Annotated in this window: 20 protein-coding genes; 9 read left to right on the top strand and 11 right to left on the bottom strand. The window is 66.4% G+C overall.

Annotated features, from left to right (window positions below; translation table 11 throughout):
- Both BI49514_RS10775 and manA read left to right on the top strand, forming a co-directional pair.
- Entirely contained in the window at positions 1 to 2,838 is a 2,838-nt protein-coding gene (locus tag BI49514_RS10775; RefSeq protein ID WP_167443933.1) for an NlpC/P60 family protein, read from the top strand.
- Positions 2,839 to 3,128: 290 nt separating this feature from the next.
- The gene (manA, locus tag BI49514_RS10780) at positions 3,129 to 4,448 is read left to right on the top strand and encodes a mannose-6-phosphate isomerase, class I (RefSeq protein WP_101546543.1); all 1,320 of its coding nucleotides are present in this window, start codon (positions 3,129 to 3,131) and stop codon (positions 4,446 to 4,448) included.
- Between the two features lie 407 nt (positions 4,449 to 4,855).
- Here the strand turns inward: manA and BI49514_RS10785 are convergent, their stop codons facing one another.
- Genes BI49514_RS10785 through BI49514_RS10800 form a run of 4 tightly spaced genes read right to left on the bottom strand, consistent with a single transcriptional unit; the run spans position 4,856 to position 8,153 of the window.
- Positions 4,856 to 5,518, bottom strand: a complete 663-nt coding sequence (locus BI49514_RS10785; protein WP_101546544.1) for a CoA transferase subunit B — start codon at positions 5,516 to 5,518, stop codon at positions 4,856 to 4,858.
- 12 nt (positions 5,519 to 5,530) lie between these two features.
- Positions 5,531 to 6,301 carry a CoA transferase subunit A gene (locus BI49514_RS10790; protein ID WP_101546545.1) on the bottom strand — a complete coding sequence of 257 codons (771 nt, stop codon included), beginning with the start codon at positions 6,299 to 6,301 and terminating at the stop codon, positions 5,531 to 5,533.
- Positions 6,289 to 6,981: a hypothetical protein gene (locus tag BI49514_RS10795; RefSeq protein WP_101546546.1), complete on the bottom strand. Its 693-nt coding sequence runs from the start codon at positions 6,979 to 6,981 to the stop codon at positions 6,289 to 6,291. Before BI49514_RS10795 ends, BI49514_RS10790 begins: the two co-directional genes overlap by 13 nt.
- A 44-nt stretch (positions 6,982 to 7,025) precedes the next feature.
- Positions 7,026 to 8,153 carry a coenzyme F420-0:L-glutamate ligase gene (locus BI49514_RS10800; RefSeq protein WP_101546547.1) on the bottom strand — a complete coding sequence of 376 codons (1,128 nt, stop codon included), beginning with the start codon at positions 8,151 to 8,153 and terminating at the stop codon, positions 7,026 to 7,028.
- A 349-nt stretch (positions 8,154 to 8,502) separates the two neighbouring features.
- On the opposite strand from BI49514_RS10800, the gene BI49514_RS17160 reads away from it, so the two are divergent.
- From BI49514_RS17160 to BI49514_RS10815, 3 genes are read left to right on the top strand one after another with little or no spacing between them, the layout of a single operon-like run.
- Positions 8,503 to 8,943, top strand: a complete 441-nt coding sequence (locus BI49514_RS17160; RefSeq protein ID WP_276330045.1) for a WhiB family transcriptional regulator — start codon at positions 8,503 to 8,505, stop codon at positions 8,941 to 8,943.
- A complete protein-coding gene (locus BI49514_RS10810; protein WP_101546548.1) occupies positions 8,940 to 12,041 on the top strand; it encodes a glycosyltransferase family 2 protein in 3,102 nt (1,033 codons plus the stop codon). The genes BI49514_RS17160 and BI49514_RS10810 overlap by 4 nt, the downstream gene beginning before the upstream one ends.
- Complete coding sequence (locus tag BI49514_RS10815; protein ID WP_101546549.1) at positions 12,038 to 13,495, top strand: DUF5719 family protein; 1,458 nt, start codon at positions 12,038 to 12,040, stop codon at positions 13,493 to 13,495. The genes BI49514_RS10810 and BI49514_RS10815 overlap by 4 nt, the downstream gene beginning before the upstream one ends.
- 37 nt (positions 13,496 to 13,532) lie before the next feature.
- Here BI49514_RS10815 and BI49514_RS10820 read toward each other — a convergent pair whose 3' ends face one another.
- Positions 13,533 to 13,895, bottom strand: a complete 363-nt coding sequence (locus BI49514_RS10820) for a metallopeptidase family protein (RefSeq protein ID WP_101546550.1) — start codon at positions 13,893 to 13,895, stop codon at positions 13,533 to 13,535.
- Positions 13,896 to 13,983: 88 nt separating this feature from the next.
- On the opposite strand from BI49514_RS10820, the gene BI49514_RS10825 reads away from it, so the two are divergent.
- From BI49514_RS10825 to ahcY, 3 genes are all read left to right on the top strand, one after another.
- On the top strand, positions 13,984 to 14,340 hold the full coding sequence (locus BI49514_RS10825) for a DUF3499 domain-containing protein (RefSeq protein WP_101546551.1): 357 nt from the start codon (positions 13,984 to 13,986) through the stop codon (positions 14,338 to 14,340).
- Complete coding sequence (locus BI49514_RS10830; RefSeq protein ID WP_101546552.1) at positions 14,337 to 15,821, top strand: phosphohexomutase domain-containing protein; 1,485 nt, start codon at positions 14,337 to 14,339, stop codon at positions 15,819 to 15,821. The genes BI49514_RS10825 and BI49514_RS10830 overlap by 4 nt, the downstream gene beginning before the upstream one ends.
- A gap of 160 nt (positions 15,822 to 15,981) precedes the next feature.
- Entirely contained in the window at positions 15,982 to 17,454 is a 1,473-nt protein-coding gene (ahcY, locus tag BI49514_RS10835; RefSeq protein ID WP_101546553.1) for an adenosylhomocysteinase, read from the top strand.
- A gap of 93 nt (positions 17,455 to 17,547) precedes the next feature.
- Here the strand turns inward: ahcY and BI49514_RS10840 are convergent, their stop codons facing one another.
- Entirely contained in the window at positions 17,548 to 18,372 is an 825-nt protein-coding gene (locus BI49514_RS10840; protein WP_244195063.1) for an RDD family protein, read from the bottom strand.
- Between the two features lie 113 nt (positions 18,373 to 18,485).
- On the opposite strand from BI49514_RS10840, the gene BI49514_RS10845 reads away from it, so the two are divergent.
- Entirely contained in the window at positions 18,486 to 19,484 is a 999-nt protein-coding gene (locus BI49514_RS10845; protein WP_101546554.1) for a stage II sporulation protein M, read from the top strand.
- A 41-nt stretch (positions 19,485 to 19,525) separates the two neighbouring features.
- Here BI49514_RS10845 and BI49514_RS10850 read toward each other — a convergent pair whose 3' ends face one another.
- Genes BI49514_RS10850 through BI49514_RS10870 form a run of 5 tightly spaced genes read right to left on the bottom strand, consistent with a single transcriptional unit; the run spans position 19,526 to position 24,925 of the window.
- Complete coding sequence (locus BI49514_RS10850) at positions 19,526 to 20,812, bottom strand: DUF58 domain-containing protein (RefSeq protein ID WP_101546555.1); 1,287 nt, start codon at positions 20,810 to 20,812, stop codon at positions 19,526 to 19,528.
- The gene (locus BI49514_RS10855) at positions 20,813 to 21,898 is read right to left on the bottom strand and encodes an AAA family ATPase (protein WP_101546556.1); all 1,086 of its coding nucleotides are present in this window, start codon (positions 21,896 to 21,898) and stop codon (positions 20,813 to 20,815) included.
- Positions 21,895 to 23,154: a DUF4350 domain-containing protein gene (locus BI49514_RS10860; protein WP_101546557.1), complete on the bottom strand. Its 1,260-nt coding sequence runs from the start codon at positions 23,152 to 23,154 to the stop codon at positions 21,895 to 21,897. Before BI49514_RS10860 ends, BI49514_RS10855 begins: the two co-directional genes overlap by 4 nt.
- The gene (locus BI49514_RS10865; RefSeq protein WP_115614045.1) at positions 23,151 to 23,879 is read right to left on the bottom strand and encodes a DUF4129 domain-containing protein; all 729 of its coding nucleotides are present in this window, start codon (positions 23,877 to 23,879) and stop codon (positions 23,151 to 23,153) included. Before BI49514_RS10865 ends, BI49514_RS10860 begins: the two co-directional genes overlap by 4 nt.
- Positions 23,876 to 24,925, bottom strand: coding sequence for a DUF7847 domain-containing protein (locus BI49514_RS10870; RefSeq protein ID WP_101546558.1), 1,050 nt, complete (start codon positions 24,923 to 24,925; stop codon positions 23,876 to 23,878). Before BI49514_RS10870 ends, BI49514_RS10865 begins: the two co-directional genes overlap by 4 nt.
- Positions 24,926 to 25,285 lie beyond the last annotated feature (360 nt).

Genomic DNA, 25,285 nt, shown 5'->3' on the forward strand with positions numbered 1-25,285 from the left:
ATGAAATATCTATTGCCCACAGTTGCGGGCTGCGCTTCTATTGCGCTGGTCGGCACCTTAGCGGTCACGGCACCGTCGGCTTCCGCAGCCACGACGTCGCCTGATGTGTCCAAAGAGGCGCTGAACGTCAGCAAAGAGGGACTCAACGTCCCCGGCGCCCGCGATTCCAGTGATTCCACCGCCACTGCCGCCAACCAGAGCGCCACGAGCAATCTGCCGAATATCTTCAAGTCGCAGACCGCCCTGGCCTCGGCCAAGGTGCCCGATATCGTCAACGCGTCGGCGTCGGCGTCTGCGGGCTCGGTCAACAACGTCTCCGCCGGACTGACATCTGGAGCCGACGAGGCCGCACCGTCTGAGGGATCGGCTCCGTCCGAGACCGAGCAGGCTCCTGCCGAGGGCGCAGAGACCGAGACCCCGAAGTCCGAGGACGAGGACGCGAAGGATTCGTCCGACGAGTCGAAGGCCGAGGGCGAAGACGACATCTCCGGTTCGGTCCGTCAGAAGACCGAAGACGGAGTGAACATCGCGCTCATCTCCGATGTCCTCGATGTTCCCGCGAACAACCCGAGCCTTGTCGGCTTCACCTTCTCCGAGTCGAAGTCCAATATCCGCATCCAGGTCCGCACCAAGCAGGGGTCGGAATGGGGCAATTGGGACACCCTGGACGAAGAGCAGCAGGAAGAAGCCCAGAACAAGGGTTCGGAGCCGATGACGGTGTCGAACGCTTCCGCTGTGCAGATGCGCATCCTCGGTGACTCCGCACCGAGCGAGGCCGAACTCGTGCTCGTCGATCCGAAGCGGGACGCCGGCGACGCTCAGGCCGTCGCCGAGAACGATCCCGTCGAGCTCGACGATCAGGTCGGCGGCGACTCCGCCGGTGCTGAAACCGCGCCGGAGCAGTCGACCGAGGACGCGACCGACGCCGAGGCGGCATCCGCAGAGAACGTCGACGCGGCGGCCGGTGCGACGGTGACCAACCAGAACTACGTACCCGGATCGTCGACGGTGGACACCGTGGCGAAGAAGGTGTCGAAGCCGAAGATCGGTTCGCGCAGCTCGTGGGGTGCCAAGGCCTACCGCGGCAGCCCCGACTACGCCAGCGGCATCAAGCAGGCCGTCGTTCACCACACCTCCGGCTCGAACAGCTACTCTGCTGCCGACGTTCCCGGAATCATCCGTGGTATTCAGGCCTACCACCAGCAGGGTCGCGGCTGGAACGACATCGGATACAACGTCGTCGCAGACAAGTACGGCCGTCTCTGGCACGCTCGGGGCGGTGACGTCTCGAAGGCCGTCATCGGCGCTCACGTTGCCGGACACAACACCGGAACCTTCGGCATCTCCGTGCTGGGTACCTACAACAGCGCGGCTCCGCCGAAGAAGACCCGCGACGCCGTCGCCTCGGCGATCGCCTGGAAGTTCTCGATCAACGGAATCTCCAAGGCGACGAAGTCGAACCTGGTCGGCCACCGCGATCTGGGACAGACCGACTGCCCGGGTGACGCTTTCTACGCCAAGCTGGGTGAGATGCGCTCGACGGTCAACTCGATCCTGAAGACCGGCGAACAGCCCAGCGACAGCAAGGACGATTCCAAGAAGGACGACGACAAGTCCAAGGATGACTCCAAGAAGGACGACGACAAGTCCAAGGATGACTCCAAGAAGGACGACGACAAGAAGACCGAGAAGCCGAAGGCGAAGACCTCGATCGAGAAGTACGCCGAGAAGAACAAGCTCGGCAAAGCTCTCGGCAAGGAGTACGACGTCACGGGCGTCGCTGGTGCCAAGGCACAGAAGTTCGAGAAGGGCACCGTCTACTGGTCCAAGAAGACCGGCGCCTACCACCTGTCCGGAGCGATCGCTTCGGCGTACAAGGGCAATGCAGTCACCGACTTGGGGCTGCCCACCTCCGCGGAGAAGGGCGGCCTCAAGGGCGGGGGCGTCGCGCAGCGCTTCGAGAAGGGCTCGTTCTACTGGTCGAAGACCACCGGCGCTCACTACACGTCCGGCACGATCATGAAGTACTGGGGTGACAAGGGGACCGTCAAGGGTCACCTCGGTTACCCCAAGTCGGACGTGGTCTACAAGAAGGGCCGCGGTGAGCAGCTCTTCCAAGGCGCACGTCTGGTCTGGGCCGAAGGCTACGGGACCACCGAGTTCTCTGCCAAGGGTTCGATCGCCGGCGGAGTCAGCGACGACAATGCTCCGGGCGGCACGACGCCGCCGGGAGACGATTCCACCGATGACAAGTCGCCTGCAGACTCCGGGGAAGGTTCTGCAGACGACAAGGGCTCGAAAGACGATAAGTCCAAGGACGACTCCAAGAAGGACGATAAGTCCAAGGACGACTCCAAGAAGGACGATAAGTCCAAGGACGACTCCAAGAAGGACGATTCCAAGAAGGATGACAAGTCCAAGGACGATAAGAAGAAGGACGACGACAAGAAGAAGGACAAGCCGTCCAAGGCCGAGAAGATCGCAGCCCAGCGTGCGTCCATCATCAAGGATGCGAAGGCCAACCTCGGCGTCAAATACGTCTGGGGCGGCACCTCGCCGAAGTCCGGTTGGGACTGCTCGGGCTACACCCAGTACGTCTATGGCAAGAACGGCATCAAACTGCCGCGCACAACCAGTCAGCAGCGTTACGCCGGCAAGGAGATCTCGCTCAAGGACGCCAAGGCCGGCGACCTGATCTGGATCCCCGGTCATATCGGAATCATCTCCGAGACCAAGGGCCAGATGTACGATGCCGGCTCGACGCGGACGAACACAACGAAGCGCAGCTACAGCTGGATGCTGAACCGTGGAGCCAAGGTCATCCGCGTAGTCGGCTGACACCAGGCATCGAGGACAGGGGCGTACAGCGCCTGCCGGCCAGTGCCCCGAGGAGGACCCCATTGTGGATCTCCCTCGGGGCACTGTCTGGTTTCCCAGACGATTCCGGTCGCGGCAGTGACCGGGCCATATGTATCTGCGCAGGTGACAAGCGGTGAATAGATTGTGACTTCGGCTGAACAGTCAGTGAAGTGCCGACTCCGGCCACGACAGCGGGGCTAGGCTGGACTGAGCACAACCGGAAGTCACCGGATGTGACTCCGACTCGATCCTGTCAAAGGGGGCCCGCAGTGCATCGTCTGCACAATACGGTCAAGAAGTTCGAATGGGGCAGCACCGACGCGATTCCCGCGATCCTCGGCACAGTCCCGGACGGCACCCCCTGCGCGGAACTCTGGCTCGGAGCACATCCGGTCAGCCCCTCTCGACTCGATGTAGGGCACACGCGGGCTCAGGCTCCGCTGGAACGGCAGAACCGCCTCGGCGGGCAGCAGGCAACGGGCGGCGTGGCGACCGAGGCCGAGCCGCGGCTCGGACCCAACCTCATCGAGTACCTGGCGGGGGACCCTGAAGGTCTGCTCGGCCATGACTCCCTCGAGTCCTTCGGAGCGCGACTGCCGTTCCTGCTCAAGGTGCTCTCGGCGAGGAAGGCCCTGTCGATCCAGGTGCACCCGAACCGCGAACAGGCCCGGGCCGGATTCGCCGCCGAGGAAGCGGCCGGACCGGCACTGGACGCTCCCGACCGGAACTTCAAAGACGCCTCGGCGAAACCGGAGCTCATCTACGCACTCACCGACTTCCACGCGCTCACGGGATTCCGTCCGCGCAAGGCCGTGCGAGCCACGTTCGAACGGATGCTCTCCCAGCCGCTGACTCCGCCGTCCTTGGACGTGCTCGGAGCGATCATCGCAGCGCTGAAGTCCTTCAGCGAGTCCAAGGCGCTGTCTCGAGCCGTCGAAATCATCCTCAGCGATCCGCGGACACCTGGGCTCGTCGACGAGGTGGCCGCCCGCGGAATCGACGAACTGCCGGTCGGACACATCAGCCGGTCAGGCAGTGCGGTCGATCCGGCGCAGACGTTCTGCGAGCTCGTCACCGACTATCCCCATGACCCCGGTGCGCTAGTCGGACTCATGCTCAACCGGGTCCACCTGCAGCCGGGTGAAGCGCTGACCATGGACGCCGGAGTGCTGCATGCCTACCTCTTCGGCACAGGCATCGAGATCATGGCCTCGAGCGACAACGTCGTGCGCGGCGGGCTGACCTCGAAGCACGTCGACATCGAACAGCTGTCGAAGATCACGGACTTCCATGCCGGTGCACCTCGGATGGTCGAGCCCGATCACTCGGGAATGCTGCTGGGACCCACCGATGATTTCGCTCTGCAGGCACTGCGGTGCCCGCGCATGACGACGGTGGAACGGCGCGGCGCGGCGATTGTGCTGTGCACCGCGGGAACTGTCACACTCAGCTCGCTCGGCTCGACGCTCACCCTCGAGCGTGGGCAGAGCGCGTTCATTGCGGCAAACGAACCGACGGTGACGGCTGATGGCCACGGCGACCTGTTCGTGGCGACCACCGGACTGAACTCCGGAGCTGCCGGCCGCTGAGCACGCGCTGTCCGCCACCACCGGCGGCTGAGCTCGTCTGCTCAACTCACCCCTGCGAATGCTTACACACCCCTGCTGACCGGTGTGCAGGGCCCCTGCAGAGTGATTGTTGGGTCGATCCACGGTGATTTCTTCAACGTAACCACCGTGGATCGACCCAACAATCTGCGCTTCCAACGGTGTCGAGCAACGTCCGACGGCCCTGACGGACGAAGCCGGTGTTCGGCGGCGGTCGACGCCAGCGCGTGGGCGGTCAGGACTGCCGTGCGCTGGCGGCAGAACACAGAACAGCGGTCACGTTCGGATATTTCTGAGCGATCAGAGCATCCGAACGTGACCACTGTTCGATCACCAAGTGTCCTCGTTCGGACACTACACGCGTGAGGCCTGGGCCGGTCACTCGGAACTCAGGCGGCGACCTCGATGGTGGGGACGTCCTCGGGGACGATCACCTCGGCGCCGGTCTTCTCCTTGACTTCGTCGACGGTCACGCCCGGGGCGAGTTCGACGAGGGTGAACGCGTCACCGCTGACGTCGAGTACGGCGATATCGGTGATGATGCGCTCGACGACGCCCTTTCCGGTCAGCGGCAGTTCGCACGACTTCAGCAGTTTGTGCGAACCGTCCTTGGCGACGTGGTCCATGATGACGATGACGCGCTGGGCACCGTGCACGAGGTCCATGGCGCCGCCCATGCCCTTGACCATCTTGCCCGGGATCATCCAGTTCGCGATGTCTCCGTTCGTGGCTACCTGCATGGCGCCGAGGATTGCGGCGTTGATCTTGCCGCCGCGGATCATCCCGAAGCTCGCCGCTGAGTCGAAGTACGCGGCGCCCGGGTTCATCGTGACGATCTCCTTGCCTGCGTTGATGAGGTCGGGGTCGATCTCATCCTCGGTCGGGTACGGGCCGACGCCGAGCAGGCCGTTCTCCGACTGGAGCACGAGGTGGACACCCTCGGGCAGAAAATTGGGCACCAGGGTCGGCATGCCGATGCCGAGGTTGACGTAGCTGCCGTCTTCGAGCTCCTGGGCGGCACGGGCCGCCATCTGATTGCGTGTCAATGACATTTCTGTGTCTCCTCAGGCTTCTCGTACGGTGCGCTTCTCGATGGGCTTGTCCGCCACCTGTTCGGGCGTCAGCGGCACCACGCGGTGGACGAAGACGCCTGGCACGTGGACCATGTCCGGATCGATCTCTCCGGGTTCGACGAGCTTTTCGACCTCGGCGATGGTGATGCGAGCCGACTGTGCGGCCGGGGGATTGAAGTTCCGTGCCGAGGAATGGAACACAAGGTTGCCGTGCCGGTCGCCGATCGCGGCGCGCACAAGAGCGTAGTCGGGAGCCAGGGACTTCTCGAGGACGTATTCCTTGTCTTCTCCGAAGGTGTCGAAGACCTTCGTCTCCTTGGCCGGAGATTCCTTGACGACGTTGCCGTCAGAGTCGTACTTCCAGGGCATGCCGCCCTCGGCGACCTGCGTCCCGGCGCCCGTGATGGTGTAGAAGCCCGGGATGCCGGCGCCTCCTGCGCGCAGCTTCTCCGCCAGAGTGCCCTGCGGGGTGAGTTCGACCTCGAGTTCACCGGAGAGGTACTGACGGGCGAATTCCTTGTTCTCGCCGACATACGAGGCGATGATGCGGCGGAGTCGTCCGTCGGCGAGCAGAATGCCCAGTCCGCGGCCGTCGACGCCGGCGTTGTTCGAGATCACCTCGAGGTCTTTGGCTCCCTGGTCCTGGAGGGCCCGAATGAGGAATTCGGGCACGCCCACGACACCGAAGCCGCCCACGGCGATCGATGATCCATCTGCAATGTCGGCCACCGCTGCTGCGGGGGTATCAACTACTTTGTCCATGTGCCCAGTGTGCCATGGACCACGCCCAGCCCGGCGGCCAGGTCCGTGATGCGAGCATCGTCGAATCTGCTGGTGAGCAGGACCTCACCACCGCCGAGGAGGTGCTGCAGAAAGCGCGGCCATTCCCCGGGCAGCGGGGTCGAGTTCGAGGCGAGCAGTCCCTGCGGTCGGGCGGCGTCGGTCGACTCGGAACTCGTCCAGTCGATGACCTGATCGTCCACTTCGAGGATTCCCGAAGCACCGAGGCGGCGAGCAGTGACATCGGGGTAGGCGCGGATGGCGGAATTGACGTCGATGAAGTCGGCATCGACCGGGGTGCTCAGCGCCAGGGCCGGGGGATTGAAGACGAAGACCTCGTCGGCATCGGCCACCTGGTCATCATCCTCGTGGCCGAAGGGAACGAGGGCCATGAAGTCCTCGTCCGGTGCCTCGTGCGCGATGACGACGCGGCCCCCGGCCAGCAGGACGCTGAGGACAGCGACGAGTTCGCGCCAGTGCAGGCCCTCAGGCAGAGGAGCGAAGAGAGTGAAGTCCGGTCCGAGGTCGTAGTCGCTGAAGAGGCCGACTCCTTTATTCACCCAGTTCGAGACGACCGGACCGGTGAGGTCGAGTCGATCGAAATCGGGTCCGCGCCAGATGAGGACGGGCCCGCCGGTGCGCGCGATGACTGAGAGATCCATATCCGCTTCCATGATCGTGTTTCGAGTGCAGCCTGTCGGGTGGGTCAGTGAACGATGAGGCCGATGTCGATCGTCACCCCGCGGGGGAAGGCCCCGAGCTCACCATCGACCCAGTGATAGCGCGTGGACGCGCTGAGATCCTCGGCGAAGAGAGCTGTATGGAGGCGTTCGACGAGAGATCCGAGCCCGACCATCGCCTCGAGCAGCGGAGGGCCGCCCGATTGGGCGGTCGCCGGCGAGTCAGAAGGGCTGAGCGTGATCCGCGATCCCGACCCCTCGATGCGCATCCGCCACGCCGCATGGCCGGGAGTCCGCGACTGCCCGGCGCGGACGACGCGGATCGCTCGAGACACTCTTTCGAGGATGTCGTCGCTGTTGTCGCCGGCAGGGGCGCTGCCGGGCAGGTCGGTGACTCCCAGACCGCGCTGAATGGCTTCGACATGGCCGTGTCGGAACCAGTCCTCGCCGAGTTCGCGGGAGAGTGCACGGGCGCCTTCGCTGCCGTTGTCGAGGTAGCCGCCGGCTCCGCGGACCAACGCCATGGGCAGTCCGCGGGAGGAGCCCTTGACCAAGTCGGCGGCTGCCGCGATCTCATCGGCGATCGCGCGTACCGTCACGGTCTGGACGCGCCCGTCGTCGTCGGGGCGACCACGCTGGTCGTCGAGACCGGAGAACCCGGACAGGCCGATGGCGATATCGCCGACCCCGACCCGCCACGGCCGTGAGCTCGTATCCGAGATGACCAGACCGATGCGCACCTCGAAGGCCTGCTCGACCCGTCGGCGCAGTCCGTCGGCGGACCGGTCGCTGTCGAGTGGGTGGAGAACGACGGCGCCGCCGGAGTTCGACTGGTCGAGACCCGCTGCGGCCTGAACGGTGCCCGCCGGGGTGCGCACGATCTGCACGGTGGTGCCGGAGCGATAGGAGCGTTCAGCGACCAGGTGGGTGCCGGTCTCCGCGACGAGCTTCTCGAACTCGGCACGATCCGAGACCGTGCGCAGGCGTCCCTCGGCCTTGGAGACGACTTTCGAGGCGACGACTAGGATATCGCCGTCCTTGAGGTCGATGCGGTTGCGCCGGAGGGCGTTGATGAGGATCGCGGAGAGGTCGGAGCCCGACGCGATCTCTTCCTCGACGGGAGGCGCGTAGACGGTGAGCAGACGGTCATTCATGCCAAGCCACCGGTGATTCCACTCTCATCTCTCCATAATCCCACTGTGGGTGCGCACTTTCTAAATTCTCCAGGTTTGCTCAGGGGAATCCCACAGGTTGTGCCCGATGACTGGGCCGTGACCTATATATGGGGTTGCAGGCGCGTGTGCATGTGAACGCGTGTTCGAATAGGGTCTCACGGGGTGTCTCGATACTCCATAAGGGCTTGACGGGGCGGTAATGACACGCGTGTAATTTATACCTAAGGGGAACGCGCCGAGCAGGGATCCTTCAGGATTCGACCGTACATCGGACTGATTGCCTCAGTCACGGTACTGGACCTGCTCGAGCGTGAGAAAGGGGAAAACCGTGCAAAGTGCACAGAGAGAATGGCGGGAGAGAGAAGACTTCACCGCCGCACCGGGAGTCACCTCCCGCCGTGCCGAAGACTGGTTCATCGAACCGGGAGCACGTACACCCGAGACGCTGCCGGATCCGCTGGCCGTCGATCCGAGCGATCTGACGCCGCTGCCGCCGGACAACTCCGCCGTCTCTCCGCTGTCCCTGCTGCTGGGAGCCGCAGACGACGGTGAACTGTCCTGGCAGGACCAGGCCCTCTGCGCTCAGACCGACCCCGAGGCGTTCTTCCCGGAGAAGGGCGGATCGACTCGTGAAGCCAAGCGGGTCTGCGCCTCCTGCGACGTCCGTTCCGAATGCCTCGAATATGCTCTCGCCAACGATGAGCGCTTCGGCATCTGGGGCGGAATGTCCGAACGCGAACGCCGCCGGCTCAAGAAAAAGGTCGTGTGAGTCAAGCCGTCACCATCGTCGTCGTCTCCGGCGACGATGCCAGCAAGGTCGAGCTCGAAACAGCTCTTCGTCCGCACTACCCCGCGATCCCCGTGGTGGATCTCGGGGGGCGGACGGTCCGCGAAGCCGGTGAGATGCCGGAGATCGCGGAGTCGGATTTCCTGTGGTTCCTCACCCCTGACTCCCGTCCCGAACCAGACTGCCTCGATGAGCTGCTCGACGCCATAGGGGAGACGGAATCGATCGCCGCCGTCGGACCGAAGCTCATATGCTCCGGCCGCATCGTCTCCGCCGGAGTGAGCACCACCTCAGCGGGGGAGCGTTTCAACCCCGTCGGCTCCGGGGAAATCGACCAGGGCCAGCGCGACAGTCAGATCGAGACTCTGGGTCTCGACCTGCCGGGCCTGCTCATGGCCACCACCGAACTCGAGCGTATCGGGGCACCCTCCCGTGTGCTCGGTCCCGCCTATTCCGGTCTCGAATACTCCCGTCGTCTGCGCGACCTCGGCGCCCGCGTGCTGCTGGCCCCGCGAGCGCGGATGGAGATCTCCGCTGCGTCCGCTGCCCGACTCGGCTCCTCGCCCCACCCGCCGAGGTCGAAGTCCCAGATCCGGACGGAGCAGCGCTACCGTCTCAGCCTCGCCGGCCAGGGGCTGGTCTCACTGTTCTGTCTCCTTGCTCTCGGCCACCTCGGCCGCGTCATCAGCGGGTTGCTGTCGAATAACTTGCGTTCTGCCGGGTGGCACCTCGGTGCGCTCATCGGCCTTCCCGCAGATGTGTCGACCACCGCCCCGCTGAGACGCGCCAACGCCCGTCGCAACCGTGTGGCCAGACGATCGAACACCGGACATGTCGCCGCTCTCTACGCCGATGACGAAGAACTCGCCGTCCAACGCCGGACGATGAGCGGTGAGAGCGATGACTCTCGCCCAGCTGAGGTTCCCACCGGCGGTCCCGACGCCGATGCCGAACTCAACCCGGTCGGCGACACCGAAGAAGCCATCGACTCCTTCTCCCGGCTGGAGATCTCCGGCGGTTCCAGTCTGCTGCGCGCACCCCTGACCTATGTGATCCTCGCCGCCGTGGTGATGAGCGGGGTCATCAGCTTCCGACTTTTCGGCCCCGGCCACCTCGACGGCGGCGCACTGGGTTCGACCGACATCGGCTTCGGTGAGATCGTCGACCGTCTCCTCGGACGTCACCTCGACGTCTCGACCGGTGCGGCGGTGCCGGCCGACCCCTACCACCTTGTCCTCGGTGTCCTCTCCCTGCTCTTCTTCGGCCATGTCGATGTCATGGTCCGCTCCCTGCTGTTCGCCGCACCGATCCTGTCCGCCATCACCGCATACGCGGGCGCGGGGAGTTTGCTGGCACGGCGATGGGTGCGCAGCTTCGCAGCACTGCTGTGGATCGCCTCTCCGCTGTTCACGGCCGCACTGTCGGACGGCCGCCTCGGTGTGATCCTCGTCTGGATCTGTGCCCCGCTGGCGGTGCTGACTCTGCGCCGCAGCCTGAGGAGCGGATCGATCGCTGCGGCAGCGGGCACCGGCCTGCTGCTGTTCGTTATCACCGCGGGCATTCCACTGCTCCTGCTGGTCACGGTCCTCGGCACCGCGGTGCTTCTCGTGGCAGGTCGCGGCCTGCGCCATCTGTGGCTGCTCGCCCCGACCGTGTTCCTGGGCTGGCCGTGGCTGTGGGCCGTCGTCCGCGAGCCGGGAACTCTTCTCACGATGCCCGGACAGACCACGGCCACCGAGTCCGCGCCGACCTATCTGCTTGCCGTCGGGTTCCCTGCTCCGCTCGACATGTCCTGGCTGGCGAAGCTGATCTCTGATCTCGGCTTCGGCGGGGTCGCTGCCGACACACTCGGGCTCTGGGTGCCGGTCCTGATGCTGCCGATGCTCGTCCTGGCCTTCTTCACCCTCATCGAAGCCCGGCTCGAACTCTCCCGCCTGACCTGGGCGGTCGGACTCTACGTCGGCGGTCTCATCCTCGCCGCGATCCAGGTGCATCTGCCCGCGGAGACGGGACCGTTCCACCTCATCGCCTCATACCCCGCAGCGGGACTGACCCTGGTCAGCCTGGGGTCGATCCTGCTGCTGTCCCTCGGCGCCGACCGCACCGTCGGTCGCCGACCTGGGCGCAGCCGAGACACCGGTTCGTCTTCTGCGAAGAGTGCGGCCAAGGGAGCCTCCGCGGCATCCGGCCGGCTGCCGATGCGCGGCCTTGTCGGGCTCGTGACCGTAGCGGCCATCGGGCTCATCGCCATCGGCGCCGGCCGGGCCACGTCCTCGCCCGAAGCGGTCACCGCGACCTCCGACAGCAACGTCCCCGCGCTGGCCGCTGACCGCGCAGCGGGGGAGACCCAAGCGCGCACCCTCCGCCTGGACAATGTCGACGGAGAGGTTCTGGCCACCCTCATCGCCTCCGCCGACGGCACGGTGCTGGGCACATCGACGGTGGCCTCGGCAGAAACCGTCGGAGGGTGGCCGTGGCAGCGCCGGCCGCTGCCGATCACCCCCGATCAGGTGCTCGTGGCTCAGGCCGCGTCCGCGCTCTCGGCCGATGACGCCGGTGACCTCGGCAGCATCCTCGGCGAACTCGGAGTCGATTTCGTCCTCGTCGGCCCCGAGGCCGGCGGACTGACCAACTCGGTATCCGTCTCCGAGGGGCTCCTGCCAGTCGGGCCCACCTCCTCCGGGCAGCTGTGGCGCGTCGACAAACCCTACAGCGGCCGTTTTCTCATCCGCGACGCCGAAGGCCAGGTGTCGACGGCGGCGATGAAGGGCACCACCGCGACGGTGCCGGCCGGTCAGGAGGGGCGCACCTTGACCATCGCCGATGCAGCGCACGGAATCACCGCGAGCATCGACGGCGAGCCGCTGCCGCAGCCGAAACCCGGCGAAGAGGCGTGGGCAAGCGAATTCGACCTTCCTGCAGCCGGGGGAACGGTCGAGATCTCGCTGAACTCACCGCTGTACCCGATCGGTGTCATCGTCGGATGGGTGCTCGGACTGCTCAGCCTCATCGTCGCCATCCCCTTCGGCCGGGCGGGGAATGTGACGCGGACGACCGGCCGTGAGGAGCAGCAGGCATGAAGCACCAGCGCAGCATCGTCACCTTCACGGCCATCGCCATGCCCGGGGTGCTTGTGGCCATGACCTCGTTCCTCACCCCGCTGACCCCGGGCACGCTGGACCGCAGTCCGGAACAGGTGCGCATGCCCACCGCGGACACCCGCGTAGTCTGCCCCGGCCCCCTGCTCACAGCAGGAGAAGCCGAAGGCACCGACGCCGAATTCGTCGACGACTCGAAGGTCTCGACCCGTGTCGTCTCCGCCTCCGCGCCGATCGGCGCCGCAGACGGTTCGACCTCCTCAGCTCGACTCCAGGTCGCCGATCTCGGCGGTTCGATCGACTTCGACAATCCATCCGGCCAGGGCTTCGTCTCCGGAGACGACAGCATCGACTCGACGAAGCTCGTCACCGGTTTCGCCCGCCCCGGGGCTCCAGCCCTGACAACCGGCCTCGAAACCGTCGAAGGCAGCTCCGGTGACCTCACGGGCCTCGCCACCCTCACCTGTGCCCAGGCATCGAGCAGCTTCCGGATCGTCGCCGGATCCGGAGCCACCGGCTCGAACTCGCAGCTGCTGCTGAGCAACCCGGGAGACGTTCCCGTCCAGGCGACGGTTGCGCTCATGACCCCGGGCGGCGAATCCGCCGAACCGACCGAACTCAGCATCAAGGCCGGTCAGCAGCGTGCCGTCCCGCTGGGCGGTCTGGCAGGAGGTGCCGAGGCCCTCGCCGTCGACGTCACCGTCGACGGCGGAGTCCTGGCCGGTTCCGTCCAGGAGACCGTCCTCGACGGACTCAAGCCGCAGGGCATCGACCTCGCATCCGGTGGGGCGGGGGCCGATCGCCAGCAGGTGCTCACCGGTCTCGGCGGCAAGGACGTGCGAGTCCGGGTCGCGAACCCGAGCAGCGACCTCGCCGAGGTATCCCTGAAGGCGTACGGGCCGGACGGAGAGATCGACATTCCCCGTTCATCGATGACCGTTGTCGGCCGCGGTGTTGCCGAGGCCGACCTCGGGGACCTCGACGCCACGAGCCTCGTCGTCGAATCCTCTCAGCGCGTCCAGGCCGGAGCCTTCATCGGCAAAGACGGAGAGCAGGGAGCCGCCGACTTCGGCAGCATCCCGTCGACCGACTCCCTCGCCGAGACCCAGATTCTGGCGCTTCCTCGCACCGGTGAGTCCTCCCTGAATCTCTCGCCCGGTCAGGGACATGTGCAGGTGCAGGGAATGCTCGACGACGGAACGCTTACCGATCCTCAATCGATCGACCTCAACCCGACGGGAACGACCGTGCTCAATCCGAGCGACGTCTCCGAGGAGTCGGTGCGCGCACTCGTCCTCAAAGGATCCCAAGCCTCGGGCTCACAGGCCGATGGGGTGCATGCGACCCTCGTCGTGACCACCGAGGACGGAATCTCCACGGTCGTCCCGGCGCCCGCCCCGGCAGGTGTGGCCTACCGGGATATCCGGCTCGGCTGAGGTCTCGCGAACCAGGATCCTGCGGTGACTGCGGATCTCAGGTGCGACGAAGGATATCGACCTGGTCCGCCACCACCTCGGCGATGAGCGCATCCCGGGCGTCACTGCCGGCATGATGTTCGATCACCCGCCGATAGAGGACGATATGAGTGGGACGGTCCCCGGCCGCCGGGAACACACGGCCGAAGCTCGGTTCGGTCGAACTCGCCGGTGGGACGGAATCGACGGCCAGCACCACCTCGGCGAGGAGGACGGGCTCGTGCCTGCGCATGCGGGCGAACTCAGCGGCCGCGACCTTCGCAAAACTCTCCGCCCGACTCAGCCGCGCGGGCACCTCGGCCCGGTGCAGCGGAGACCGCAGACCCCGCCCATGTCGGTCGCGATGTCGCCTTGGTCTCATAGCACTTCATTCTACGTGCGGTGCCGCCGTGCCTGAGCGAATCGGCGGGGCGCGGCGTGTAGAGTGTGGGACTGTGTCAGCCGTGAGAATGTGTTCAAAAGTCAGCTGCTCGCGCCCCGCCGCCGCCACCATGACGTACGTGCACGCCGATGCGACCGTCGTCATCGGACCTCTGGGCAGGCGAGCCGAACCGGGCGCTCATGACCTGTGCGCCGAACATGCGGCGAAGCTGACCCCGCCTGTGGATTGGCAGCTCATCCGCATCGACTCCGGGCAGGCCGTGCCCGAACGCAGCCATGACGACCTGCTGGCGATCGCCGACGCCGTGCGCGAGGCCGCCGATCGGGTCGATCAGACCCCTGCGCGGACCACACCGGGACCGGCCGACGATCCGGCCGCTTCGGGACGTCGACACGGTCACCTGCGCATCATCGGCGACTCATGAGCCACCGCGAGCCGAGCTCGACCCGGATCGATCCCGCCCAGCAGATCCTGACTGACTCCGAACTCGGACGAGCCCGGACGGCTGCCCTCGACGCCGCCGTCGGAGCCTACGACATCCGCGGTCGCATTCCCGCCCAGCTCGACGACGACATCCTGTTCGCCCTCGGCTGGGCGACGGCCCGAGCCATGGCAGAGATCCACACCGCCACCGAGGTGGTCATCGGGCACGATATGCGACCGAGCTCTCCCGGATTCGCCCACTCCTTCGCCGCGGGAGTCGACGCTGCCGGCTCGACGGCCGTCCTGCTCGGGCTGTGCTCGACCGATCAGCTCTACTTCGCCTCGGGAATCTTCGATCTGCCCGGCGCTATGATCACGGCCAGCCACAATCCCGCCGACTACAACGGGATCAAGATCTGCGGACCTCGCGCCGCCGGAGTCAGCCTGGCCTCCGGACTCTCGCGAGTCAGGGAACTCGCGATCACCGCACCGCAGACCGACGGCCGGACCATCGCCGAAGATGAGAGCGCAGCATCCCGGATGCGGGAGCAGTACGCGGCACGGATCCGCGAACTCACCCATGTCGATGAGGTCACGGGACTGTCGATCGTGCTTGACGCCGGAAACGGCATGGCCGGGCGTCTCCTCGGGGAGGTCTTCGGCACGGACGCGGGAGCCGCCTCGGTGCCCTTCGACGTCATCGGCCTCTTCACCGAACTCGATGGGACGTTCCCCAACCACGAGGCGAACCCGCTCAAACCCGAGAACCTCGTGGACGCGGCACGCGCTGTCGTCGACAACGGCGCCGATCTCGGACTCGTCTTCGACGGGGATGCCGACCGCTGCTTCTTCATCGACGAGACAGGCGCGACGATGTCGGCCTCGGCCGTCGGCGCACTCGTCGCCGAACGCGAGATCGCACGGGCCCGGGCACTCGGCGACGACCGACCCACCGTCATCCACAACCTCATCACCTCCCGCAGCGTGGCCGAGACGATCACCGCCGCCGGCGGACACCCACTGCGGTCGAAGGTCGGCCATTCGGGAATCAAGACGCTCATGCGCGAAACTGGAGCCGTCTTCGCCTGCGAACACTCCGCGCACTTCTACTTCGACGAGTTCTTCGGGGCCGACTCGGGAATGCTTGCCGCCTGTCACCTCATCGCCGCCCTCGCCGAATCACGCGCTCCCGCCTCCCGTCTGGTTGCCGACTATGACCGGTTCGTGCAGTCGGGGGAGATCAACTTCACCGTCGCCGACCCCGACGCTGTGCTCGCCGACTTCGCCGCACATGCCGGAGACTTCCCAGAGAACACCGTCGACGACCTCGACGGTATCGGCCTGCAGGGTGCGGACTGGTGGGTGAACCTGCGCAAGTCCAATACCGAACCCCTCGTCCGACTCAACGTCGAAGCCGCCGATTCGGCGCAGGTGGACGCGCTTACCCACCGGGTCACGGACTTCGTCAACGCTCACGCCTGAAGCCGGATCGACGACAGCCGCTTCTCTGCTTCCGTTTCTCGGCAGTAGGGCAGCAGGGATATGACCGCTCGCTGCCGGTCTTCGCTGTCCGCAGAGCGAGCATGACGCGACAAGCCGCCTGCCCGGCAATAGACTCGAAGCCGATCAGACAGCCCGCCGTATGGGAGGTACCGTGCTCGATTCCACTGACTTCAAGGTCGCCGATCTCAGCTTGGCCGAGGCCGGCCGACACCAGATCCGCCTCGCCGAAAGGGAGATGCCCGGCCTCATGGCGCTGCGTGAGGAATACGCCTCGACGGCTCCGCTGGCCGGGGCCCGCATCGCCGGCAGCCTGCACATGACCGTGCAGACCGCGGTCCTCATCGAAACCCTGGTCGCACTCGGTGCAGACGTCCGGTGGGCCAGCTGCAATATCTTCTCCACCCAGGACGAGGCCGCAGCGGCCGTCGTCGTCGGCTCCGGCACCCCCGAAGCCCCGGCCGGCGTCCCCGTCTTCGCATGGAAGGGCGAGACCCTCGAAGAGTACTGGTGGGCCGCGGACAAGATCTTCGACTTCGCGGATGGACCGAACCTCATCCTCGACGACGGCGGCGACGCCACCATGTACGTGCTCAAGGGCACCGAATTCGAAGCCGCCGGGGGAGTGCCCACCGCCGGCGCCGAGGATTCGAAGGAGTTCAAAGTCCTGCTCAAACAGATCGCCGCGTCCATCGAATCGGCCCCCGGACGCTTCGCCCGTCTGGCCGCCGGAATCAAGGGCGTGAGCGAGGAGACGACTACAGGAGTCAACCGCCTCTACCGCCTCGCCGAACAGGGGACTCTGCCGTTCCCTGCCATCAACGTCAACGATTCGGTGACGAAGTCGAAGTTCGACAATCGCTACGGCATCCGCCATTCGCTGCCCGACGGGCTCAACCGTGCCACCGATGTCCTCATCGGCGGAAAGATCGCCGTCGTCATCGGCTACGGCGACGTCGGCAAGGGTGCCGCCGAAGCGCTGCGCGGGCAGGGTGCGCGCGTCATCGTCACCGAGATCGATCCGATCTGTGCGCTGCAGGCCACGATGGACGGCTACCAGGTCGATCTCCCCGCCGAGGTGGCTCCCCAGGCCGACATCATCATCACCACGACCGGAAACACCCGGGTCCTCGACGTCGACGTGCTGCAGACGCTCAAACCCGGGGCCATCGTCGGCAACGTCGGCCACTTCGACGAGGAGATCGATCTGGCAGGGCTGTCCCGCCTGCCCGGAGTGGAGAAGATCGAGATCAAACCGCAGGTCCACGAGTGGAGCGTGCCCGTGCCCGCCGAGGCGGGACTCGGTCGTGACCGTACGGACTTCCTCGTCCTCTCCGAAGGGCGCCTGCTCAACCTGGGCAACGCCACCGGCCATCCGTCGTTCGTGATGAGCGCGTCATTCAGCAATCAGGTGCTCGCCCAGATCGAGCTGTGGAACGCCCACGATGACTACGGCAACTCGGTGCACCGGCTGGCGAAGGAACTCGACGAGAAGGTGGCGCGCCTCCATCTGCCGGCGCTCGGGGCGAAGCTGTCCGAACTGAGCAAGGAACAGGCCGAGTACATCGGCGTCGACGTGGCAGGACCGTTCAAACCCGAGCACTACCGGTACTGATCGAGCAATGCCGGTCCGGTCCGGCGGCGGAGCGGGCGAACCCGGTCGCAGGCCGGGACCGCGGCGTCAGCGCCGGACAGTCAGACTGCGTCGTCAGCGGCGGGTGAGGCTGAGGCCGTGGGGAAGCGTGTCGACTTCGGACCGGAAAGCGTCCGCACGGTCGCTCCGACGGCGCTGTTTCTCGACTTCGGCGATGCGCTGCCGATGGATGACCGCTGACAGGAACTGTTCGGGAAACGTTCCCTCCGGCGGGGCCGGAGCCACATAGGGATTGAGCTCGGTGGCGAGCTCGATCGCTCGCTGCCACCTCGACTCCGCACCGAGCTGGGGCGCCATTGCGAGGAACGCGACGATGCGCCGATGCAGACCATCGGGGATCGCTGTCACGTCTGTGCGGTTCAGCCATTCGTGCAGATGAGGAGCCACATGGGTGTGCATGGGCGGCAGAGGTCGGCTGCGTTCGCTGACGGCGATGGTCCCGGCCAGATAGTCGCCGAGGCGCTTGGCCTGCGGTGAGAGCAGACCGGACAGAGCCGCGATGCCGCCGCCGCTGGACACGATCTCGAACGGCCACAGCAGAGCGCGGATGAAGGAATGGCGCAGCCGCACCGCACCGCCGTCGTCGCGAACAACGCGCAGCCCGAGGATGAGCTTGCCCAGCGAACGACCGTGACTGAGCACTTCGACGAGCATCGGCAGCAGCACGAACACGAAGATCGTCATCACGGTCATGAGTGCGCCGAGAAGCAGTCCGTTGAGATCGAGCACCTTGAGCATGAGCCAGAACATGGCGATGAGCAGACCGATATTCACCAGCGAATAGACGATGTAGTCGATGAGACAGCTCAATGCCCGCGCCGCGAGAGCGGCCGGTTGGACGTTGAGTTCGACGGCTTCACCGGTGATCAGAGTACTCACCCGACCATCGTGTCATATCGCCGCGTTCCGAGGTGGTCGTTTCGCCGAGAGCTTGCCGTGTGCCTCCCGCTGAGTCGGCGGTCCCGAGGCGTCGTCTCCGATAGGGTGGAGGGATGGATCCGAACCTGCTGGCCCAGCTGCACGGCGATGACTGGCTGGAGCTCTCGGCATTGGCGAAGAAGAACACGCTGACACCCGAGCAGACGACCCATTTCCTCGAGCTCTACCGGACCGCGTCGAAGGATCTGTCGCGGATCACGACGGTGGCTCCCGACTCTCTCGAAGCCGCTCGGCTGTCGGCGATCGTCCACCGCTCCCGCAATCATCTCTCGTCCGTGCCCAGCGGAGGACTGTCCGGGCTCGCACGGTTCTTCGTCATCAGTCTGCCGCTGTCGCTGTACCGGCTGCGATGGGACTTCGTCATCGTGGCCGCCGGATTCCTCGCCGTCGCCGTCCTGTCGGGCATCTGGGCAGGAACGCACCCGGAAGTGCTCGAGACCTTCGGGGATCGAGAGTTCCGACGACAGTTCGCCGAACATGATTTCGTCGACTACTACAAAGAGAATCCGAACGGCTTCTTCGCCGTCGGCGTGTGGACGAACAACGCTTGGATCGCCGTCCAGTTCGTCCTCCTCGGCATCACCGGCGGCTATGTCATCGTCGGGCTGGTCTCGAATGCCGTCAACGTCGGCTTCTCCGGAGCGATGATGTTCGAGTTCGACCGGGCCTCCGACTTCTTCCTCTACATCCTGCCCCACGGGATCCCGGAGATCAGCTGCGTCATCCTCGCCGCTGCCGCGGGTCTGCGTCTCTTCTTCGCCTGGGTGGTGCCGGGCCCCAGGCTGCGCCGCGACAAGCTCGCCTCCGAAGCTCGGTCGCTGCTCGTCGTCGCCGGCGGTCTCGTGCTGCTGCTGTTCGGTTCGGGACTCATCGAGGGTTTCGTGACCCCGAACCCGATTCCGCCGGCGGTCAAGATTGCCATCGGCGTGGCCTATACCGTGGCTGTCGTCGTCTACGCGTGGTACTTCGGCAAGCGCGCCGCCGCAGCCGGACTCAGCGCCGATCTCGACGAGCATCAGGCCGGATACTCGGTCATCTCCACCGACCGCTGATCAAATTGTCGCTGACAGTTCGCCGCTGAGCGGGGTCGCGGTCACAGCCCGCCGGAGACTTTGAGCCGGATGTAGAGATCGGCCAACGCTCCGGGAAGCTTCTCCGGCAGAGCCTGGACGGAGGAGATGCCGAGTCCGCGCAGCCGAGACTGCAGCGACGCCGTCGCGAGCATCTCGGCCTCGGCGGCCGCCGCCGTATAGACGTCGTCGGCGTCGCCGCGCCGGGCAGCCAGGTCCTCAAGTGCGGGATCTTCGACTCCGGCGACGACGACCCGGTGGTGTGCCGTGAGAGTCGGCAGCACCGGCAGGATGTCCTCGGCGATGGTCGCCTCATCGAGCTGAGTGACCAAGACGACGAGCGCCTGCTGCCGGGAGGTCTGCAGAACCGCAGCGGCGATCGACTCCCAGTTCGCCTCGTAGAGCTCCGGGTACACAGGCGTCAGCGCCACCGACAGGTCATGGACCGGATCATGAGCCCGGTGGCTCGATGCGACGGCCCGCACCCGGGCATCGGCGACGATGACATCGACCCGATCGCCGGCACCCGTGGCCAGGGCCGTCAGCAGCAGCGACGCCTCGAGCGCGGCGTCGAAGACCGTTCCCTCACCACAGCGACGGGCGGCGAACCGGGAGGAGTCGACGACGATGACGACGCGACGATCCTTCTCCGGCCGCCAGGTTTTGACAACGAGATTCTGCGCGCGGGCGCTGGCTCGCCAGTCGATCGACCGGACATCGTCACCGTCGACGTAGTCGCGCAGCGAATCGAATTCCGTGCCCATTCCGCGTATCATCACCGCGGACCGCCCCTCGAGCTCCCGCAGCTTCTGCGTCTTCGACGGCAGCTCCCTCCGGGACACGAAAGGTGGCAGAACACGCACAGAGGCGGGAACATCGATGCTCTTCTGCCGATGGGTCAGCCCGAGCTTGCTGCGACTGCGCACGGTCACCAGATCGCCAGGCAGCGCGCCGCGTCGCATCGGCTCCAGCTCGGTGATCACCTCTGTCTGCTCGCCCGGTTCCAGCACGTGACGAGAACGGGTCTCGACCGCCCCGGCACTTGGTGCCCAGGCGTCGCGGACGTGGAGGCGCAACCGGCGGTTGGTCCCATTGATGAGAGTCAGCGTGCTGTGGGTGCTGTCGCCGAGGCGGACCATCGGTCCCGGTGTGCGCTGGACTTCCAAACCGTGGATCCGGGGGACGACGAAGAAGTCGAGGACCGCTGCCAGGACGATCACACCGGCCACGACCAGGGCCGTCGGCCATGTGGGCACCAGCATGACGGGCACGAGGCCGAGAAGGGTGAGCAGGAACAGTCGGGTGGTCATTCAGCGGGGCACTTCGGTCGTGGCGATGATCGAGTCGAGGACCTGACCGACATCCAGACCGTCCATCTGCGCCTCGGGGCGCAGGATGACCCGGTGCGACAGCGACATATGGGCCAGAGCCTTGACATCGTCGGGGGTCACATAGTGCCGACCGCTCAGCCACGCATGAGCGCGGGCGGCTCCGAGGATCCTCGTCGCTCCGCGAGGTGAGACGCCCAAGGCCAGGGACGGGGTCTGGCGGGTGGCTCGGGCGAGGTCGACGATGTAGGTGATGATCTGCGGGGCAATGTAGATCTTCGCGATGGCTTCGCGGGCCCGGCCGATGAGTTCGGCATCGGCGACCGGACGCAGACCTGCCGCGGCCAGGGACCCTGCGTCGAAGCCTCGGGCATGGCGGTCGAGGATCTCGAATTCGTGATCCCGTTCGGGCAGGTCGAGGACGAGCTTGAAGAGGAACCGGTCGAGCTGAGCTTCCGGGAGCGGATAGGTGCCTTCGTACTCGACGGGGTTCTGTGTGGCTGCGACGAGGAACGGTTCGGGCAGCTTCCGTGACCGTCCCCCGACGGACACCTGATGCTCCTCCATCGCCTCGAGCAGGGCCGACTGGGTCTTCGGCGGGGTGCGGTTGATCTCATCGGCGATGAGGATGTTCGTGAACACCGGGCCGGGACGGAATGAGAAGTCCGAGGCGGACGCGTCGTAGACCAGCGAACCGGTGACATCGCTGGGCATGAGGTCGGGAGTGAACTGCACACGGGAGCTGTCCAGGCTGACCGCGGCGGCGAAGCTGCGCACGAGCAGAGTCTTCGCCACTCCGGGAACCCCTTCGAGAAGCACGTGACCTTGGCACAGCAGTGCGATGAGCATTCCCGTCACTGCCTGTTCCTGGCCGACGACGGCCTTGGCGATCTCGGTGCGCACACCGGTGAACGCCTCTCGGACCGGGTCCGGTTCAGCTTGCGGAGCCTGCGCGCTGTCCGCAGCGGGGGGCTGCGGCGCGACCGGCTCCTGGGGCCGCGGGGCGGCCGGCGGCTGAGCGGCACCCGGTTCCTGAGGATTCGTGGGGCCCTGGGGCGGCTGGGTCATGGGATCTCACTTTCGATCTGGGTGAGCTGATGGACGAGTTCGGTGAGTTCGGCGTCGGTGCGAGCCGGCGCAGAGACGAAGACATGGTGGAGACGGCCCGGATCGGTCCCCGTGACGGCCGCGATGCGAGCGATGATGTCGGGGGTGCGGGCATCGGGGCTGAGGCCCAGTCGTTTGGCGATGCGCAGCAGTGCTCCGGCCCGCAGAGTGTGCAGCGCCCCGTCCCGATCGTGGCTGCGCGAACTCAGGGCGGCCCGACCGTGCACGGTCTCCACGGCCGGCACGATGACCGGCAGTCGTTCGAGAGCCAGCGGCCCGAACCGGCGCCCGATGACGAGCAGCAGGACGAGCAGACACGGGACCAGCCACAGGACTCCGGCGAGGAACCAGCCGGGCACGTAATCGATCGTCGACGGAGGCGACTGCTCCTGCCCCGAATCGTCGACGGTCGGATAGTAGACGACGAGGTTCTGCGTCTGGGACAGCTGCGAGAGCACGAGCGAGGCATTGCCCTCTTCGTCGATGTTCTCATTGGTCACCCAGTCCGGGTTGCCGAGCACGGTCAGCGGGACGGAACCGCCCGAATCGGTGACGAACTGTCCGCGCGCAGACCCGGGGGCCACCTCGGTGCCGTCGATCTCAGCGACCCCGGGGCCGGTGAATGGGTAGCAGGCGGTGATCCCCTCGGTGCCCTTCTTCGTCCCCGCGTATTCGACCTCTCCGGTGGACACGGCACCGGCGCTGCGGGCGATCGGGGAGTCGCAGGCCGGTGCGGACGTGGCCTCCGGATCGGCCAACGCGCTGAGGCTGTCGTTGACGGTGATCCGGTCGGTGAACTCCGACACCGTCGGACCCGGATCGACGAGGACGAGCCGGTTGCCGTGGGTGCGCAGAGCGTACTCGAGACCGGCGATGTCCCCGGGGGACAGAGCCGCGGTGTTCGCTGGAATGAGCAGGGTGGTGTCGGGTCGGGCGGCGGCCGAGCGGGCCTGCTCCTGATCCTCGGTGGTGGTGACATCGACGTCGTGGTCGCGCAGGGTCTCGACGAGGGCCTTCGTGCCGGTACGCTCTGTCGAGTCATAGTGCAGGGGCTCTGCGGACTCCTCGTCGCCGGTCAGCAGCACGAGCACGATCACGGTGACGAGGATGACGAAGGCCGCGACGATCCACACCGCAGCCGAGCGCAGCCGAGCGCGCAGCGGAACCCGCGAGGTCGACCGGGTGCCGCGGGCGGCGACATCCAACTGTGCGCTCATACAGCTGCCTCCCGGCGGACCGGAAGTGCGCTCAGCGCCCGGTCGAGAGCGCACAGATCCGCATAGACCTCGCCGAGGCTGCGGTCGGCGCGTGTCTTCGCCGCGGTCTCCTCCCCGTAGCGGAGGTCGTTGAAGACCTCGGCCACCCCGTGGACGGCGGGTCCGTGCTCGGGCAGGGCCGCCTCGGCGGAACGGGCGATCTCACTCGCTGTGGCCGAGGACTCGAGCGAGACGATCTGCTTGACGGACAGGACCGCGAAGATCGCTCGGGATCCGTCGATGACCGCGGTTTCGAAGTCCCCGGCCTGTGCGGCGCGGGCCGCGCTCTCGCGCCACGGGCCCGGTTCTGGCTGGGAGACGACAGGATCGAATGCGGACAGCGGGACGCCGACGCGGTGGAATGCGGCCCGACGCACTCGCCAGACGATGAGGGCGATGATCGCGGCGAGACCGAGGACGACGACGATGAGCAGCCACGGGGAGTTCGCGCCCAGGGCGGCGTGGACGAGCGAATCCCACAGGGAGGACAGCCACCGGCCGATCCGTTCCAAGGGGGTGAGGTCGTTGGCGGCGTATTCCGGTTTCGAGAGTTCGTGCTCGACCCATTCGCGGCCGGTGTCCCGGTCGATGTTCGCCGAGGCGGCGCGAAGCTGTGCCGCGCCCGGCAGGGAGGCCGCGGCGGTGTGGAGGTGGCCGGCCGCCTCGGTGATGGGGGAGAGGATCATCGGTCCTCCTCGGCGCGGATGAGGACGAGGTCGAGCCCCTCCGAGCGCATCTGCTGATCGAAGAAGCAGACCGTGACCAGGCAGGCGAAATAGGCGAAGAGGACGGCGGAGGAGATGAGCGTGAGTGCGAGCAGCAGACCCACGGAGACGATGGCGATGGCCGCCTGCGCCGTCGTCGACTCGGCTGTCGTCGTCATGCCGACGCCCAGGAGAACCGAGATGACGAAGACGATCGGGGTGATGATGAGCTGGACGAGCTGATTGGACAGGAAGTAACCGAGCGCCAGCTGGCCGAGCATTCGCCAGAAGCCGCGCGCGGTGAGTTTCCAAGAGCGGCGGATTCCGGCACGGACGCTCAGGTCCTCGACCGCGATCGCCGAACCGAGGAACGCCAGGCGCAGGTTGACCCAGATGAGCGCGACGAACCACAGCAGAGCGGCCAATGCGGCCCATACGAAGGCGAGGATCGCCGAATCGGCGCCCAGGAACAGCAGCGTCGGGGCGGTGAGGGCCAGCAGCAGGCCGAGGTTGATTCCACTCATCAGCAGTGTGGCCAGGATGAGGCGCAGGCGGCGACCGGACAGGGACTTCCACGCCATCGACAGAGTGGTCCTGCGGGCGCCGAAGGAGGCGCGGGTGCCGGTGGCGATGATGCCGGAGAGCAGATGGGCCAAACCGAGGCTGAGCAGGCTGAGTGCCACCGACCCGAGTTGGGCCAGGGCGATGAAACCGGAGGCGGCATCCTCGTTGCCGCTGAGGTCGTTGAAGAACGGCAGGAACTGCACTGCGATGAGGGCACCGATCGCGGTGAGCAGCAGGCTCCAGAGGGAGAAGACGATGAGAGAGGAGCCGATGGACAGAGTCGGGACGAATCGCAGCAGGCGGAAGCCCGAATCCAGCGCCTCGATGAATGTCAGCGGACGTTTGGGCAGGAGCCCGCGTGGGGGAGGCGGCTGCCATCCGCGTGAGGGCGGGGACGGTGAACGCCGCTGCCACCGGCCGGTGTGCCAGTCGACCTCCGAGGTCCATGCATTCGTCTGTCCCATCACGCCAATCCTGCCATGATTCGCCGGCGAGTGCCGAGAGGCCTCCCTGTCGGATTCGGTGCGCGTCGGCCGTGTCGATCCCGGCCGTTGGGGTAACGGCCCGGGGACGGTTCGGGGTTGGTCTGAGGGGCGGTCTGGGGTCGGTCCGAGGGACGGTCTGAGGGACGGTCTGAGGGACGGTCTGCAGGGAGGTTGAGAGGCCGTTTCGGCAGTCGGCCTCGGGCCGTGATCGGCCCGGTGCAGGGGGCCGTGCGGGGCGGTGGCCGAAGCGTCGGCCACCGATGTCGGCGGATCCGGTGCATGAGGCAGTCGACAACGCCCGATAGGCTAGGAGTGTCGAGAACCGAAGAACACGCGAAC

The organism is Brevibacterium iodinum ATCC 49514 (assembly GCF_900169265.1).
GTDB lineage: Bacteria > Actinomycetota > Actinomycetes > Actinomycetales > Brevibacteriaceae > Brevibacterium > Brevibacterium iodinum.